Consider the following 16,633-nt stretch of genomic DNA (forward strand, 5'->3'; position numbering starts at 1 on the left):
CCTATACTTGCGCCGACCGCCGAGGGCGAATCCTCGCATGACGCTGGCCTGCCTGCACGGGCTGCCGGCATTTTTGGCAGCGATAGCACGCACTTCGTCAGCATGGGCCTGCTGCCCGACGTCACCCCAGCCGGGTCCCGATACCCGCCTTTTTAGGCAAGCGCCTGCAACATCGTGCCACTACTGCGGTCAATGGGGCGGGTAAACCCCAGCACCAACCACCTCAGGCCCCTGGCCAGACGCTGCACACCTGCCGCTTGAAGCTTTTTTCCCTGCGATCATCCAAAGGAGTCCGGATGCTTGAACTTGTCGCCGCCTTTATCTGCCTGACCACCCTGCTCACTTATGTGAATTTCCGTTTTATCGGCCTGCCACCGACCATCGGCGTGATGGTCACCGCCCTGCTGTTCTCGCTGTTGCTGCAGGGCTTGAGTTACCTGGGCTTCCCTGGCCTTGAGGAACACGTCGAGGAACTGATCGGCAAGATCGACTTCGGCGATCTGCTGATGAACTGGATGCTGTCGTTCCTGCTGTTCGCTGGCGCCCTGCACGTCAACCTCAACGACCTGCGCAGCTATCGCTGGCCCATCGGCCTGCTGGCCACGGTCGGCGTGCTGATCGCGACCTTCGTCATCGGCAGCCTGGCCTACTGGATCTTCGGCCTGTTCGGCTGGCACGTGAGTTTCCTCTACTGCCTGCTGTTCGGTGCACTGATCTCGCCCACCGATCCCATTGCGGTGCTGGGCGTACTGCGTACCGCCAACGCGTCCAAACCACTGAAGACCACCATCGTCGGCGAGTCGCTGTTCAATGACGGCACCGCGGTGGTGGTGTTCACCGTGCTGCTGGGCATCGCGCAACTGGGTGAAACCCCGACAGTGGGCGCCACGGCCTGGCTGTTCGTGCATGAAGCCATTGGCGGCGTGCTGTTCGGCGGGCTGATCGGCTACCTGGTGTACCTGATGATCAAGAGCATCGAGCAGCACCAGATCGAGGTGATGCTGACACTGGCCCTGGTGATCGGCGGCTCGGCGATGGCCAGCGAGATCCACGTCTCGGCGCCGATCGCCATGGTGGTGGCGGGCCTGATCATCGGCAACCTGGGGCGCAACCTGGCGATGAACGACATGACCCGGCGCTACCTGGACGGTTTCTGGGAACTGCTGGACGACATGCTCAACGCCCTGCTGTTCGCCCTGATCGGCCTGGAACTGTTGCTGCTGCCGTTCAATTGGCTGCACCTGGCGGCCGCAAGCCTGCTGGCGGTAGCCATCGTGCTCTCGCGCCTGCTCACCGTGGCCCCGGCGATCCTGCTGCTGCGGCGCTGGCGCAGCGTGCCCCGGGGCACCATCCGCGTGCTGACCTGGGGTGGCCTGCGGGGCGGCGTCTCGGTGGCCCTGGCGCTGGCCCTGCCCCTGGGTCCGGAGCGTGACCTGGTGCTGAGCATCACTTACATCGTGGTGCTGTCGTCGATCCTGTTGCAGGGTCTGAGCATCGGCAGACTGGTGCGTCATGTCACCCAGGATGCCCCGGCGGCCACGGCTCAAGCCCATTGATCATTTCTTGATCCCACGCGGATCGGGCGCCGTCGCCCGATCCGTGCGGCCACTTGGTTTGCCGCTCTCGCTGCGCACCTGAGCGTGGCTGATCAAGGCAAAGATGAAACTGCCGCCGATGATGTTCCCCGCCAGGGTCGGCCCGGCAAACACCAGCCAGAAATCCCGCCACCCCAGTTCCCCGGCAAACACCAGGTAAGACACCTCGGCCGAACCCACCACGATGTGAGTGAAATCCCCCAGCGCCATCAGGTAGGTGATGAGGATGATGATCCACAGCTTGGCGCTCTCCATGGACGGGATCATCCAGACCATGGTGGCAATCATCCAGCCGGAGATGATGCCTTTGGCGAACATCTGCGCGCGGTCGTTCTCCATCACCTGGCGACCGATTTCCAGAAAGGCCTGGTCGGTGCGGCTGTCGAAAATCGGCAGATGCAGCATCACGTATGCCACCAGCAGGGTGCCGCACAGATTGCCCGTCAGCACCACACCCCATAAGCGCAGGAGGCGCCCGGCATTCTTCAGGCTCGGCTTGCTCATCACCGGGAGCACCGCGGTCAGGGTGTTCTCCGTGAACAGTTGCTGGCGCGCGAGGATCACCGCCAGAAAGCCCGCGCAATAGCCGAAGCTGGCGACAACCTTGAAGGCTTCGCCCTCCGGCAGCCGGGAGTTGAGCAGCCCCATGCCCATCAGAGACAGGCCCATCGTCAGGCCGGCGGCCAGGGCCGACCACCACAGGGCGGCGACGCTGCGCTCCAGTTCCTGGTCGCCCTGCGTGCGGATGATCTCGTGCAGTACCGCCGCGCGAGGCGGCTGGTTGCGGTCGACGTCCTGTTGCTCTTCGACTGAAAGTCCGGGGGTTTTACCGTCGTTGCGAGTGTCCATGGGAGTCCTGAACCAGGTGAGTCGTATGGTTACGACACGCGGGGTTCAGGGCTGTTCCGTCCGGAGCGGGGCGCGCTTGCCGGGCAATCGGGGCAACGGCTTCGTCGGCCTGCTGTCAGGCTTCGTCCTTGAACTGGTCCTTGACGTATTTGATCTCGGTACGGCCGTGGGGTGCCGGCAGGCCGTCTTCACCGAGGTTGACGAAGACCATCTTCTCGACGGTGAGAATGGATTTGCGGGTGATCTTGTTGCGCACTTCGCACGTCAGGGTGATGGAGGTGCGACCGAACTCGGTGGCGGTGATGCCCAGCTCGATGATGTCGCCCTGGCGTGAGGCGCTGACGAAGTTGATTTCCGAAATGTACTTGGTGACGACCCGCTGGTTGCCCAGCTGGACAATGGCGTAGATCGCCGCTTCTTCGTCGATCCAGCGCAACAGACTGCCACCGAACAGCGTGCCGTTGGGGTTGAGGTCTTCGGGCTTGACCCACTTGCGGGTGTGGAAATTCATGGGGGACTCCAAGGTGCTTGAACGAGTGCAATTGACGCTCCCAGCTTCAAGTTTCAAGCCACAAGCTGCAAGTAAAAACCGACCTGCTCTTACTTGCTGCTTGTGGCTTGCACCTTGCTGCTTAAAGAAAGCTATAATCGCCACCGTTTCAAAACGGTCATCTGCACCTGATACCGTTTTCCCGCCACCTGTCCGAGGGGCGCTGCAGCAGGCATGACCTGTCAGGCTCGGATGGGGCGTTGTCGGTACAGGCTTCCCTGTACGGACACTAAACGCACAACGGCGCCCATTCGCACACTACGAATGGAGGCTCTTCATGAGCGCTGTAAACACGCCTGCAGATTTTACCGACTACAAAGTCGCCGACATTTCCCTGGCCGCCTGGGGCCGTCGCGAAACCATCATCGCCGAGTCGGAAATGCCGGCCCTGATGGGTCTGCGCCGCAAGTACCTGGCCGAACAGCCGCTCAAGGGCGCGAAAATCCTCGGCTGCATCCACATGACCATCCAGACCGCCGTGCTGATCGAAACCCTGGTTGCCCTGGGTGCCGAAGTACGCTGGTCGTCCTGCAACATCTTCTCGACTCAAGACCAGGCCGCTGCCTCCATCGCCGCTGCCGGCATTCCTGTGTTCGCCTGGAAAGGCGAAACCGAACAAGAGTACGAGTGGTGCCTGGAGCAGACCATCCTCAAGGATGGCCAGCCTTGGGATGCCAACATGATCCTCGACGACGGCGGCGACCTGACCCAGCTGCTGCACGACAAATACCCACAGGTGCTGGAACGCGTTCACGGCGTGACCGAAGAAACCACCACCGGCGTACACCGCCTGCTGGACATGCTGGCCAAGGGCGAGCTGAAGATTCCTGCGATCAACGTCAACGACTCGGTGACCAAGAGCAAGAACGACAACAAGTACGGCTGCCGTCACAGCCTGAACGATGCCATCAAGCGCGGCACCGACCACCTGCTGTCCGGCAAGCAAGCGCTGGTCATCGGCTACGGTGACGTGGGCAAGGGCTCGGCCCAGTCCCTGCGTCAGGAAGGCATGATCGTCAAGGTGTCCGAAGTCGACCCGATCTGCGCCATGCAAGCCTGCATGGACGGTTTCGAACTGGTTTCGCCGTTCATCGACGGCATCAACAACGGCACCGAAGCCTGCATCGACAAGGCCCTGCTGGGCAAGATCGACCTGATCGTGACCACCACCGGCAACGTCAATGTCTGCGATGCCAACATGCTCAAGGCCCTGAAGAAGCGCGCCGTGGTCTGCAACATCGGCCACTTCGACAACGAAATCGACACCGCCTTCATGCGCAAGAACTGGGCATGGGAAGAAGTGAAGCCACAGGTGCACAAGATCCACCGCACCGGCCACGGCGACTTCGACCCACAGAACGACGACTACCTGATCCTGCTGGCCGAAGGTCGCCTGGTGAACCTGGGCAACGCCACCGGTCACCCAAGCCGCATCATGGACGGCTCGTTCGCCAACCAGGTGCTGGCGCAGATCTTCCTGTTCGGCCAGAAGTACGCCGACCTGTCGCCGGCCCAGAAAGCCGAGCGCCTGACCGTTGAAGTACTGCCGAAGAAACTCGACGAAGAAGTGGCCCTGGAAATGGTCCGCGGCTTCGGCGGCGTGGTCACTCAACTGACCAAGCAACAGGCTGACTACATCGGCGTGACCGTCGAAGGCCCGTTCAAGCCAGACGCCTACCGTTACTAAGATCAGCTGCAAGCCTTGAGCCGCAAGCGGCAAGCAGGGGCCAAAAGCCCAGCTTGCCGCAACCGGCCCTATGCTTGTCCTAACAGCTACAACAGCTGAAGGCAGCCAGCATCAGGCACAAGAGCCGAGCGCATCCCCGCTGTTCTTGCCGCTTGCCGCTTGCAACTTGCAGCTGGAGACCCCTTCCATGTCCCAAGAACGTCGTTACAGCTTCGAGTTCTTCCCCACCAAGACCGATGCTGGACATGAAAAACTGCTCGCCACTGCCCGTCAGCTGGCCGGCTACAACCCCGACTTCTTCTCCTGCACCTACGGCGCCGGCGGCTCGACCCGTGATCGTACGGTCAACACCGTGCTGCAACTGGAGAGCGAAGTAAAAATTCCCGCGGCGCCGCATCTGTCCTGCGTCGGCGACAGCAAGGACGACCTGCGCGGCCTGCTCAAGCAGTACCAGGCAGCCGGCATCAAGCGCATCGTCGCCCTGCGTGGCGACCTGCCTTCAGGCATGGGCATGGCCAGCGGCGAGCTGCGCCACGCCAACGACCTGGTGAGTTTCATTCGCGAAGAGACTGGCAGCCACTTCCATATCGAAGTCGCCGCCTACCCGGAAATGCACCCACAAGCGCGCAATTTCGAAGACGATCTTCGCAACTTCGCCCGCAAGGCCAATGCCGGTGCCGACAGCGCGATCACCCAGTACTTCTTCAACGCCGACAGCTACTTCTACTTCGTCGAGCGCGTGCAGAAGATGGGCGTGAACATCCCGATCGTGCCGGGCATCATGCCCATCACCAACTACAGCAAGCTGGCGCGCTTCTCCGACGCCTGCGGCGCCGAGATCCCGCGCTGGATCCGCAAGCAGCTGGAAGCCTATGGCGACGACAGCGCCAGCATTCAGGCTTTTGGCGAGCAGGTGATTAGCGAAATGTGTGAACGCCTGTTACAAGGCGGCGCTCCGGGCCTGCATTTCTATACCCTTAACCAGGCCGACCCGAGCCTGGCGATCTGGAACAACCTGAAGCTGCCGCGCTGAAATGACGTAGCACTTAGCAAGGAGGCCCTGGCGAAATCCAGGGCCTTTTTTTCACCCCCACTCACATTCTCCATGGATGATCGCTGTAGATGTCGACCACTCGCCCTGCCACAAACCCTCAGCTGATTTACCTGGTTTACGGTGCCAACACTTATCACCAGGAGGCGGTGTTCAGCATTGCCAGTGCCTTGGCCGGTCTGCGCGAAACACCGGGAGAAGGGTTGGACATTCAGGTCTTTACCGACAACCCCGCGCCTTATCAGGGTTTGCCGGTTCGAGTGCGTGAGCTGGACGAGAACACCCGCAAGACATGGATCGCCCCCCATGGCTACCACTTCCGCGCCAAGCACGTAGTGATGCAACAGGTGCTGCAGGAGGCTGAACGGGCCCTGCTGATCGACACCGATACCTTTTTCCATTGCTCGCCGCTGGAGCTGTTCCGGCGTATTGAGCCCGGAACCTTGTTATGCAATGCCTTCGGCCTGCAGTACGGCAGCAACAAAGAAGCCGGTCTGTATCAAACCCTGGCTGACGTGCTGCGCCAGAGAAACCTGGCAGATGATCAGATGCCACTGCTCAACTCGGGCGTCATCGGACTCGACCGCGCCGATGCTGGCGTTCTGGAGCAATCGATTGCCTTGATGGATGAGTTCTACCCTCTGGCACAGGGTGCCTACACGCTGGAAGAGTTCTGCCTGTCGGTAGCCGCCTATCGCACCACCCAGGTCCGCGAATGTCCCGACCTGATCCATCACTACTGGAGCCGTAAACAGCTGTTTCGCGCCAAGACGAAGGCATGGGTGGACAAGCATGAAGCCGATCCGACCAGCACCTTTGCGCTGGATGAAACACGCCTGGTGACTGCCACGCTGCCACGACCGCCGGCGGCCCAGCGCATGGCCTATAAACTCGTGACGCTGTTCCTTCCCAAGCAACAGCGCCAGTTCATGCGAGAGATCCTCTACGGCTGCTACCAACACTCCAACCCGTTCGATCAGGCTTGCATGCCTGTCTGGTGGGAAAAGGCCCGCGAGAACGTTGAACGTCGTCTTGACAGCCCCCTTGAAAACCATCAGCTCGAAAACTGGTTCAACCACCCGATAGTCCGCCTGGTACTGGGTGAGCGGCGCAAGGCGATCTACTTGCATCTGGTGCAGACAAAACCCGACTAGCCCTTGATCTAGAGCACCTCTAGCTATTTAACCGGCGCCCGTCGTAATCTCCAGCAATGTCTGTCATTGCCCGGCTGCTGATCACCCTTCTCTGCACTTGCCTGAGCCTCGCGGCCCATGGCGAGAAGCTGCGTATTGTCACCGAGCCCTGGGCGCCCTACGTCTACGAAGAAAACGGCAAGGTCCTGGGGCTGGACTACGAAACCACGGCCATTGTCTTTCAGCGCCTGGGGATAGATGTGGAATGGCAATTCCTGCCCTGGAAGCGCTGCCTGGCGATGCTGGAAACCGGCCAGGCCGACGGGGCCCTGGACATCTTTCACAGCGACCAGCGCGACAGCACCCTGCTCTACCCCAGCGAGCCCCTGTCGGACGTCGAGTTCGTGATGTTCTACGCCAAGCAGCGCCCCCATCCGTTCAAGCATCTGGATGAGCTCAAGGGCCTGACCATCGGCACCTCGCCCGGCTACCTGTACAGCGATGACTTCAGTCAATCGACCCTGTTCAAGCGCGAACCGGCACCGACCCACGAAGCCAACTTCGGCAAGCTGCTGCTGGGGCGGATTGACCTGCTGATCACCGACAAACGGGTCGGCCAGCACCTGCTGGACAGCTTGGGCATCCGCGATCAGGTCAGCCAGAATTCCACCGTCATCAGCCGCCAGAGCCAGTACCTGGCGCTGCGCCGCAATGCCGGGATGGACCTGCTGGTGCAACGCTTCGGCGCCGAACTCAAGCGCTTCAAGCGCGAACCGGCCTACGCCGAATTGAGCGCCAAGTACGGCGCGGAACCCATTCTGCCCCCTGTCAGGTCTTCATCCACACGAGAGTCAGAAAAAACCGTTGAGCAGTAGGAAAGCAGCGCACATCGAATGCTCTGTTATACTCCGGCCTCCCGCCAGGCTCACGCCCGGACGCTGGACCCTGTTCAAGGCCTCTCCACCCCGCTACGGCGCAGCCATCCGGCCCGCGCGAGCCACCGGTGAATGAGCCTTCAGGCCAGCAGGACCGGACGGGATTGCGTCCTCTTAAACGCCATTCACGCTCGGCAAGATTATCCCTTTGGGCCAAGCCCTCACTAAAACAGGATTACTCATGTCCTTTGCTTCCCTCGGTCTCTCCGAGGCTTTAGTCGGCGCCATCGAAGCCGCCGGCTACACCCAGCCTACTCCGGTGCAACAGCGGGCCATCCCCGCCGTGTTGCAAGGTCGCGATCTGATGGTCGCGGCACAGACAGGTACTGGTAAAACCGGCGGTTTCGCCCTTCCGATCCTGGAGCGGTTGTTTCCCAACGGTCACCCGGACAAATCCCAGCGTCACGGCCCGCGCCAACCCCGCGTCCTGGTCCTGACCCCGACTCGCGAACTGGCCGCGCAGGTGCATGACAGCTTCAAGCTGTACGCCCGCGACCTGAAGTTCGTCAGCGCCTGCATCTTCGGCGGCGTCGGCATGAACCCCCAAGTCCAGGCCATGGCCCGTGGCGTGGACGTGCTGGTGGCGTGCCCCGGCCGTCTGCTGGACCTGGCCGGCCAAGGCAGCGTCGACCTTTCCCACGTGGAAATCCTCGTGCTCGACGAAGCCGACCGCATGCTCGACATGGGCTTCGTGCATGACGTGAAGAAAGTCCTCGCGCGCCTGCCGGCCAAGCGCCAGAACCTGCTGTTCTCCGCGACCTTCTCCAAGGACATCACGGACCTGGCCGGCAAGCTGCTGCACAACCCCGAGCGCATCGAAGTCACTCCGCCCAACACCACGGTGGAGCGCATCGAGCAGCGGGTGTTCCGCCTGCCCGCCAGCCACAAACGCTCGCTGCTGGCGCACCTGATCACCGCTGGCGCCTGGGAACAGGTGCTGGTGTTCACCCGCACCAAGCATGGCGCCAACCGCCTGGCCGAGTACCTGGACAAGCACGGCCTGAGCGCCGTGGCGATCCACGGTAACAAGAGCCAGAACGCCCGCACCAAGGCCCTGGCCGATTTCAAGGCCGGCGACGTACGCATTCTGGTGGCCACCGATATCGCCGCTCGCGGCCTGGATATCGACCAATTGCCCCACGTGGTCAACTTCGAGCTGCCCAACGTCGACGAAGACTACGTGCACCGTATCGGCCGTACCGGCCGCGCCGGTCGCTCGGGCGAGGCCATCTCCCTGGTGGCCCCGGACGAAGAAAAACTGCTGAAAAGCATCGAGCGCATGACCAAGCAGAAGATCGCCGATGGCGACCTGATGGGCTTCGATGCCAGCGCCGTGGAAGCCGAGAAGCCGGAAGTGCGCGAGCGTCCGGACGTACGCAACCCGCGCAATCCTCGCGGCCCACGCGGCGATGGCCCGAACGGCGGTGGCGGTGGCGGCGGTCGCAAGGACAAGGGCAAGGACAAGGGCGGCAAAGACAAGCCGGCCCGTGGCGAACGCCCGGCCCGCGAGCAGAAGCCCCGCGAAGGCACCCCGGCTCGCGAACAGCGCCAGCCGACGCCCCGTGCCGATCGGGCACCGGACGAGTTCCTCGACGACGACGTGGACAACTTCGGTAACCGCGCCGACTACGTCAGCCCCTACCAGAACAAGAACAACCAGGGCCGCGGCCGCCGTCCAGGAGCTCCGGCCCAGGGTGCAGGCGCCGGTGCCGGCAATCCGCCTCGCGGCGGCGGCCAGGGTCGCTCCGGTAGCCCGCGCAACAGCAACGGCAGCACCACCGGCACCGCGCCCGCCAAGCGCAGCGGCGGTCCACGCAACGGCGCCCCGCGTGACAGCCAGGGCCGTCGCGACGAATCGCGCAATCGCCGGCCGAACCGTGACGATCAGGCCCGCCAGGAGCCTGCGGTGCAGAACCCTCGGAGCAACCAGCCGAAGATCATGCACAAAGAGTCCAAGATCGATCGTTTCCCGACGCCTGAGCAACTGGACCAGTTGCCAAGCCGTCCACGGGGCGAGAAGCCGGCGCTGCTGACCCGCAATCGCTGAGTCACCGCGCTGAAATGAAAAACGCCCCTGGTCGCAAGACCCGGGGCGTTTTTTGTGGGAGCTGGTCGAGAGTGCTTTCTGTAGCCGCTGCCGCAGGCTGCGAACGACGGGGAACCCGGCGCAAGGGCCTGCCAGGCTCACCGGGTTGTATGACGGGCAATAAAAAACGCCCCCGATTTGTGGTCGGGGGCGCTTTTTTTTGCCTTGGCGCAGGTTGCGATCAGTCCAATACGGGCTGTGCGAATTGAATCGCGAAGGCCCTGCGGGCCTTGTCGCAGCCTGCGGCAGCGGCTACAGACGAAGCATTACTTCGCTTTCACACCTTCAAAGCTGATGTACAGGTCGACGTTGTTGGACGCCGGGCCCAGGTCCATCATCTTGCCGAAATCCTGGCGATTGATGCTGGTGGTGCCTTCGAAGCCGGCACGGTAGCCGCCCCATGGATCCTTGCCTTCACCCAGGAAAGTGGCCTTGACCACGACCGGCTTGGTCACGCCGTGCAGGGTCAGGTCGCCCGCCACGTCGGCGGTCAGCTTGCCATCGGCATTCTTGCCGGTGGGCTTGACGCTGGTGGAGACGAACTTGGCATCGGCAAACTTGCTGGATTCCAGGAAGTCCTTGCTGGTGATGTGCTTGTCACGTTCGGCGTGATTGGTGAACACGCTGGCGGTGCGCACGTTGACTTCGATCTTGGCGTCTTCCGGCTTGGCCGCGTCGAAGCTGAACTTGCCGTCCAGGTCCTTGAAGGTGCCGGTGATGAAGCTGTAGCCCAGGTGGCTGATCTTGAAGTCGACGAAGGCGTGCTGGCCTTCCTTGTCGATCACGTAGTCCGCTGCCATCACTTGACCGGCCGCCAATACAGCAGAACCGATGGCCAATGCGGCGAGAGTCTTTTTCAACATGCTTTCTATTCCTTTTGAGTCAAGGTTGAACATCAGGCTTTGCGACCCAGCATACGGGTGAGGGTCGCATCACGATCGATAAAGTGGTGCTTCAAGGCGGCCAGGCCATGGATGCCGGCGAAAATCACCAGCGCCCAGGCCAGGTACAGATGCACCACACCTGCTACATCTGCCTGGTCCGGCAGTCCGGAAACCAGGGCAGGAACTTCAAACAAGCCAAACACCGGGATACCCACGCCGTCTGCGGTGGAAATCAGGTAGCCGGCAATCATCACCGCGAACAGACCCAAGTACAGGAACCCATGCCCCAACTTGGCCCCCAGGCGGGTTAGACGTCCATGGTTGGCCGGCGCTGGCGGCGGTGGGCTGACAAACCGCCACAACACCCGCAGCAGCATGATCGCGAACAGCGTCAGGCCAATGCTCTTGTGCAGGTCCGGCGCGTCTTTGCGCCAGGTGCTGTAGTAGTCGAGGCCGACCATCCACAGGCCCAGGGCGAACAGACCGAAGACTGCCAGGGCCACGCCCCAGTGCAGAACAATGCTTACCCAGCCGTAGCGAGAAGAAGAATTACGTAACTGCATCAGTTGCATCCTGTAAGAAACGCTGACCAAGACTAGCGATTTACCTATCGAATTAAAGCGAAAAAATTTGCTTTGAAATATCGAGAAATACGATCAGTACTCTGGGCTCAGGGTATTAAGAAAAGATTAAGGGCATTTTCTGACGCTTTCGAGGCCATCGCCACCCGTGCCCTGGCAGCGAGCGGCTACGTCTTTACCCCTGGGTCGCGCCGTCCCCGGTTGCCGCCCTGCACAATAGGTTGTCCCGCGGCCATGCATTGCATAGGCTTGCCCGATTGTTCGCCCGCCCCCTCAGCGAGCTGCCTCCAGGAGACTGTACATGGGCCTGAATAACCAGTGGATGCAACGCGATCTTGCGGTGTTGTGGCATCCCTGCACCCAGATGAAAGACCACGAACAACTGCCGTTGATCCCGATCAAGCGCGGTGAAGGCGTCTGGCTGGAAGACTTCGAAGGCAAACGTTACCTGGATGCCGTCAGTTCCTGGTGGGTCAACGTCTTCGGCCACGCCAACCCGCGCATCAACCAGCGCATCAAGGACCAGGTGGACCAGTTGGAACACGTGATCCTCGCCGGTTTCAGCCACCAGCCGGTGATCGAGCTGTCCGAGCGCCTGGTGCAGATCACCCCCGAAGGCCTGACCCGCTGCTTCTACGCCGACAACGGTTCGTCGTGCATCGAAGTGGCGATGAAGATGAGCTTCCACTACTGGATCAACCGCGGCCAACCGAACAAGAAGCGCTTCGTCACCCTGAGCAACAGCTACCACGGCGAAACCATCGCCGCGATGTCGGTGGGCGACGTGCCGCTATTCACCGAAACCTACAAGGCCCTGCTGCTGGACACCCTCAAGGTGCCGAGCCCGGACTGCTACCTGCGTCCCGACGGCATGAGCTGGGAAGAACACTCGCGAAACATGTTCGCCGCCATGGAGCAGACCCTGGCCGAACACCACGACACGGTAGCCGCAGTCATCGTCGAGCCATTGATCCAGGGCGCCGGCGGCATGCGCATGTACCACCCGGTGTACCTCAAGCTGCTGCGCGAAGCCTGCGACCGCTACGGCGTGCACCTGATCCACGACGAGATCGCCGTCGGCTTCGGCCGCACCGGCACGATGTTCGCCTGCGAACAGGCCGGCATCCGCCCGGACTTCCTGTGCCTGTCCAAGGCCCTGACCGGCGGCTACCTGCCCCTGGCCGCATGCATGACCACCGATGACGTCTACAGCGCCTTCTACGACGACTACCCGACCCTGCGCGCCTTCCTCCACTCCCACAGCTACACCGGCAACCCGCTGGCCTGTGCGGCGGCCCTGGCGACCCTGGACATCTTCGAGCAGGACAACGTCATCGCCAACAACCACGCCCTGTCCCAGCGCATGGCCAGCGCCACCGCGCACCTGGTGGACCACCCCCACGTCGCCGAAGTGCGCCAGACCGGCATGGTCCTGGCCATCGAGATGGTCCAGGACAAGGCCGGCAAGACCGCCTACCCCTGGCAGGAGCGGCGTGGCCTGAAGGTGTTCCAGCACGCCCTGGAGCGCGGCGCGCTGCTGCGTCCCCTGGGCAGCGTGGTGTACTTCCTGCCGCCCTACGTGATCACCCCGGAGCAGATCGATTTCCTCGCCGAAGTGGCCAGCGAAGGCATCGACCTCGCCACCCGCAACAGCGTCAGCGTGGCCGTGCCCAAGGACTTCCACCCGGGCTTTCGCGATCCGGGCTAGAGCAGGTCATCAATGGTGGCGAGGGACCGCGCAGCGGTCCCAAACCAGGCTGAGCACCTCGGCGGCTTCAACGACGGCTTCGCCGCCGAGCGGGAGCCAGCTGCCTCGCCACAGAAGGCTTTCCACCGATACACATTCAACAGAGAACCCAGATGAGATTGTCCCGCTTCTTTATCGACGCCCCCCTGAGCCTCGGCGAGCACGAACTGCCGGAAGCCCAGGCCCACTACATCGGGCGCGTGCTGCGCATGGCCGAAGGCGATGCACTGCAAGTGTTCGACGGCTCGGGAACGGAGTTTCGCGGCACCCTGGTGGAAGTGGGCAAGAAGCGCGTGCGCGTGCAGCTGGATGAACGCTTTGCCGGCCAGCCAGAGTCGCCGCTGCGGATTCACCTCGGCCAGGGCCTGTCCCGGGGCGAACGCATGGACTGGGCGATTCAGAAAGCCACGGAGCTGGGGGTCAGCGAGATCACCCCGATCTTCAGCGAGCGCTGCGAAGTGCGGCTCAAGGACGAACGCGCCGACAAGCGCCTGCTGCACTGGCGCCAGGTGGCTATCAGCGCCTGCGAGCAATGCGGGCGCTCGCAAGTCCCGGTGATTCATCCGCCCGTGCTGCTGGCGGACTGGATCAAGCAGACCGAGGCCGAGCTGAAGCTGGTGCTGCACCCGGTGGCCCAGCCCCTGGAAAGCCATGCCAAACCGCAGACCCTGGCCTTCCTGATTGGCCCGGAAGGCGGCCTGTCCGATGCCGAAGTGGAGCAGGCCCACGGCGCCGGCTTCCTGCCCGCCCGCCTCGGCCCTCGCGTGCTGCGTACCGAAACCGCCCCGGTGGTGGCCCTGGCCGTGGCCCAGCAACTGTGGGGCGATTTCTAAAACAGTCCCTGGTCAAACACCCACCGTAGGAGCTGGCTTGCCAGCGAAGGCGCCCATCAGTCCCGTACACGTCTCAAGGGCCCCTTCGCCGGCAAGCCGGCTCCTACAGGTGGCGGCGCAACAGCCGGTTACTCCACCGGATCGCTGGTGGGCCGGGCGATGATGGCTTTCAGCTCGGCAGTCATGGGGAACTCCAGGTTCAGGCCCTTGGGCGGAATCGGCTGCTGGAACCAGCGCTGGTAGATGCCGTTGATTTCCCCGGAGCGGTACAGATCCGCCAAGGCGCCGTTGACCAGCGCCAGGAACTGCGGATCATCCTTGCGCACCATGCAGCTGTAGATCTCCCGCGACTGCTCCTCCCCCACCACCACCCAATTGTGCGGATCGCGAGCCTTGGCCCGTTCGCCGTAGAGCAGCGCGTCATCCATGTAGAACGCCGCCGCGCGCCCGGTCTGCAGCATCTGGAACGCCTCGCCGTGGTCCTTGGCGCTGATCACGAACATGTCGATCTTGTGCTCGACGTTGTAGTTCTTGAGAAAACGCTCGTTGGTGGTCCCCGCCGTGGTCACCACGTTCTTGCCCCGCAGGTCGGCGAAGCTTTTGATCCCACTGTCCTTGGCGGTCAAGAGTTGCCCTTTGACGTAGATAAAACCGTAGGAGAACGCCACCTGCTTCTGCCGCTCGGCGGTCACCCCGGTGGAGCCGCATTCCAGGTCCACGGTGCCGTTCTGCACCAGGGGAATGCGCGTCTGCGAGGTCACCAGGTTGTACTTCACATTCAGCTTGGGCAGGTGCAACTGCTGCTGGATGCGCTCCACCACCTTGCTCGCCAGCTCCACCGAATAGCCCATGGGCTTGCCGCTGTTGTCGCCCACGTAGGAAAAAGGCACCGAAGCGTCGCGATAACCCAAGGTAATGCTGGCGCTGTTGGCGATCTTGGCCAGGGTGCCATCCAGGGGCGCCTCGTTGGCCTGGGAAATGGCGCTGAACAACAGCCCCAGGGTGCAGCCGAGCAACGTGATCTTATGCATTGTTATTCTCCGTTGTGGGTTAAGGCGGCTCAGCGGCGAACCGCGATGACACTGATTTCGACAAGGATCTGCGGGCGCGCCAGGGCCGCCTGCAAGGTGGTACGCGCCGGCGCCTGGCCGGGAGACAGCCAGGCCGACCAGACTTCGTTCATCACCGCGAAGTCGGCCTGGATGTCCTTGAGGTAGATCGTCGCGCTCAAGAGATGGTCCTTGTCGCTACCGGCCTCGGCCAGCAAGGCGTCGATCTTCTCCAGCACCTCGCGGGTCTGGCCGCCGATGTCGCTGCTGGCCCCCGGCACCTGGCCGGAGAGAAACACCAGTTCGGCAAAGGTCACCGCGCCACTCAGGCGCTCGTTGCTGTGGATACGCTGGATACTCATCTGAAGACTCCCTTGAACGTTCAGGCGACGCGGGGCGTCAGGCCCTGCATGTCGATGCTGGTGGAGCGCTGGCCGATCAGTTCGCCCAGCAACTGGCCGCTGCCACAGGCCAGGGTGAAACCCAGCGCGCCGTGGCCGAGGTTGAGCCACAGGTTGCGGTAGGCGGTGGCGCCGATCAGCGGCACGCCGCTGGGGGTGGCCGGACGCATGCCGGCCCATTCGATGGCGGCCTGATAATCGCCGGCGTCGGCGAAGGTCTGCTCGGCCTGCCGGCGCATCAGGGCCAGGCGATCCGGGTCCGGGGACGGATCGAAGCCGACGATGTCGACCATCGCCGCCACCCGCAGTTGCTGGCCGATACGCGCGTAGACGATCTTGCGGTTGTAGTCGGTGATGCTGATCTCCGGTGCCCGGTGCTGCGGGCCGATGGGCACGCTGAGGCTGTAGCCCTTGAGCGGATACAGCGGCAGCTTGAGCCCCGGCAGGCGCAACTCGGGGCTGCGATGACCGGCCGCCAGCACCAGCTGTTGCACCGGCAATTGGCGCTCGCCCAGGTCGATGGCCTGGACCCGGTCGCCCCCATGGTGGATGGCCCGGACCCGCTGGCCGAGGAGGATTTCGCAGCGCCCGGAAGCCCGCAGCCACGCCGCCAGCTGCTGGCAGAACGCGTGGCAGTCGGCCACTTCTTCATCCGGGGTATAGATGCCACCGACGAAGGGCGTGTCCCCCAGGGTCGGCTCCAGGGCGGTGCATTCGGCGGCGGACAACACCTGCTGCTGGCGGCTGTCCGCCAGGTTGCGCCGGGCATGTTCGAAGCTGCCGGGCTCGCGAAAGGTCACCAGCTTGCCGTTGCGCCGCCAGTCGAAGCCCTGCAGGCCATCCTCTTCGCGCCAGCGTTGCAGGGTGCTCTGGCTGAGCAGCGCCAGGCGCAACAGGTGAGCGCCATTGCGCTGGTTCACCGAGTGCCGGCAAGCCCCGAGAAACCCCGCCAGCCAGCGCCACTGCGCCGGGTCCAGGCGCGGGCGCAGCTTGAGCGGCGAGTCGCCCTTGAGCATCCAGCCCAGGGCCTGCCAGGGCACGCCGGCATCGGCCAAAGGCGCCACATAGCGATAGGACAACTGCCCGCCGTTGGCGAAGCTGGTCTGGCTGCCCAGGGACTCCTGGGCCTCCACCAGGGTCACCTCGAAGCCCTGGCGGACCAGGGCGTAGGCACTGGCCAAGCCGATGACGCCGCCACCGATGATGCAAACCTGCTGACTCATGACTGCCCCTAGCCCGTTGTTCGATGACC

General features: G+C 63.0%; 15 protein-coding genes and 1 riboswitch. Of the genes, 8 read left to right on the top strand and 7 right to left on the bottom strand.

Annotated features, from left to right (window positions below; genetic code table 11):
- Positions 1-296: 296 nt before the first annotated feature.
- Positions 297-1,556 carry a cation:proton antiporter gene (locus tag PST29_RS28205; protein ID WP_060844853.1) on the top strand — a complete coding sequence of 420 codons (1,260 nt, stop codon included), beginning with the start codon at positions 297-299 and terminating at the stop codon, positions 1,554-1,556.
- Here PST29_RS28205 and PST29_RS28210 read toward each other — a convergent pair whose 3' ends face one another.
- Positions 1,557-2,444 carry a formate/nitrite transporter family protein gene (locus PST29_RS28210; protein WP_060841500.1) on the bottom strand — a complete coding sequence of 296 codons (888 nt, stop codon included), beginning with the start codon at positions 2,442-2,444 and terminating at the stop codon, positions 1,557-1,559. It lies immediately after the preceding gene.
- Between the two features lie 115 nt (positions 2,445-2,559).
- The gene (locus tag PST29_RS28215) at positions 2,560-2,955 is read right to left on the bottom strand and encodes an acyl-CoA thioesterase (protein ID WP_060841501.1); all 396 of its coding nucleotides are present in this window, start codon (positions 2,953-2,955) and stop codon (positions 2,560-2,562) included.
- A gap of 188 nt (positions 2,956-3,143) precedes the next feature.
- A riboswitch (S-adenosyl-L-homocysteine riboswitch) is annotated at positions 3,144-3,250 on the top strand.
- A 21-nt stretch (positions 3,251-3,271) separates the two neighbouring features.
- Between PST29_RS28215 and ahcY the strand changes: the two genes are divergently transcribed.
- From ahcY to PST29_RS28240, 5 genes are all read left to right on the top strand, one after another.
- A complete protein-coding gene (gene ahcY / locus PST29_RS28220; RefSeq protein WP_060841502.1) occupies positions 3,272-4,681 on the top strand; it encodes an adenosylhomocysteinase in 1,410 nt (469 codons plus the stop codon).
- A 187-nt stretch (positions 4,682-4,868) separates the two neighbouring features.
- Positions 4,869-5,714: a methylenetetrahydrofolate reductase [NAD(P)H] gene (metF, locus tag PST29_RS28225; RefSeq protein ID WP_060841503.1), complete on the top strand. Its 846-nt coding sequence runs from the start codon at positions 4,869-4,871 to the stop codon at positions 5,712-5,714.
- An 89-nt stretch (positions 5,715-5,803) separates the two neighbouring features.
- A complete protein-coding gene (locus tag PST29_RS28230) occupies positions 5,804-6,886 on the top strand; it encodes a hypothetical protein (protein ID WP_060844854.1) in 1,083 nt (360 codons plus the stop codon).
- Positions 6,887-6,942: 56 nt separating this feature from the next.
- Positions 6,943-7,740, top strand: coding sequence for a substrate-binding periplasmic protein (locus PST29_RS28235; RefSeq protein WP_060841504.1), 798 nt, complete (start codon positions 6,943-6,945; stop codon positions 7,738-7,740).
- Positions 7,741-7,981: 241 nt separating this feature from the next.
- Entirely contained in the window at positions 7,982-9,847 is a 1,866-nt protein-coding gene (locus PST29_RS28240; protein ID WP_060844855.1) for a DEAD/DEAH box helicase, read from the top strand.
- A gap of 305 nt (positions 9,848-10,152) precedes the next feature.
- Here PST29_RS28240 and PST29_RS28245 read toward each other — a convergent pair whose 3' ends face one another.
- The gene (locus PST29_RS28245) at positions 10,153-10,749 is read right to left on the bottom strand and encodes a YceI family protein (protein WP_060841506.1); all 597 of its coding nucleotides are present in this window, start codon (positions 10,747-10,749) and stop codon (positions 10,153-10,155) included.
- A 32-nt stretch (positions 10,750-10,781) separates the two neighbouring features.
- Positions 10,782-11,333 (bottom strand): cytochrome b, encoded by a 552-nt coding sequence (locus PST29_RS28250; protein WP_016968753.1) that lies wholly within the window; start codon positions 11,331-11,333, stop codon positions 10,782-10,784.
- Positions 11,334-11,652: 319 nt separating this feature from the next.
- On the opposite strand from PST29_RS28250, the gene PST29_RS28255 reads away from it, so the two are divergent.
- A complete protein-coding gene (locus tag PST29_RS28255; protein WP_060844856.1) occupies positions 11,653-13,059 on the top strand; it encodes an adenosylmethionine--8-amino-7-oxononanoate transaminase in 1,407 nt (468 codons plus the stop codon).
- A 152-nt stretch (positions 13,060-13,211) separates the two neighbouring features.
- Positions 13,212-13,931, top strand: a complete 720-nt coding sequence (locus tag PST29_RS28260) for a 16S rRNA (uracil(1498)-N(3))-methyltransferase (RefSeq protein ID WP_060844857.1) — start codon at positions 13,212-13,214, stop codon at positions 13,929-13,931.
- Positions 13,932-14,059: 128 nt separating this feature from the next.
- Here PST29_RS28260 and PST29_RS28265 read toward each other — a convergent pair whose 3' ends face one another.
- Genes PST29_RS28265 through PST29_RS28275 form a run of 3 tightly spaced genes read right to left on the bottom strand, consistent with a single transcriptional unit; the run spans position 14,060 to position 16,604 of the window.
- Positions 14,060-14,962: a transporter substrate-binding domain-containing protein gene (locus PST29_RS28265; RefSeq protein ID WP_060841509.1), complete on the bottom strand. Its 903-nt coding sequence runs from the start codon at positions 14,960-14,962 to the stop codon at positions 14,060-14,062.
- A 29-nt stretch (positions 14,963-14,991) separates the two neighbouring features.
- Complete coding sequence (locus tag PST29_RS28270; protein ID WP_060841510.1) at positions 14,992-15,342, bottom strand: RidA family protein; 351 nt, start codon at positions 15,340-15,342, stop codon at positions 14,992-14,994.
- Positions 15,343-15,362: 20 nt separating this feature from the next.
- Complete coding sequence (locus PST29_RS28275) at positions 15,363-16,604, bottom strand: D-amino acid dehydrogenase (protein ID WP_060844858.1); 1,242 nt, start codon at positions 16,602-16,604, stop codon at positions 15,363-15,365.
- Between the last annotated feature and the right edge of the window lie 29 nt (positions 16,605-16,633).

The organism is Pseudomonas sp. St29 (assembly GCF_001547915.1).
Taxonomy (GTDB): domain Bacteria; phylum Pseudomonadota; class Gammaproteobacteria; order Pseudomonadales; family Pseudomonadaceae; genus Aquipseudomonas.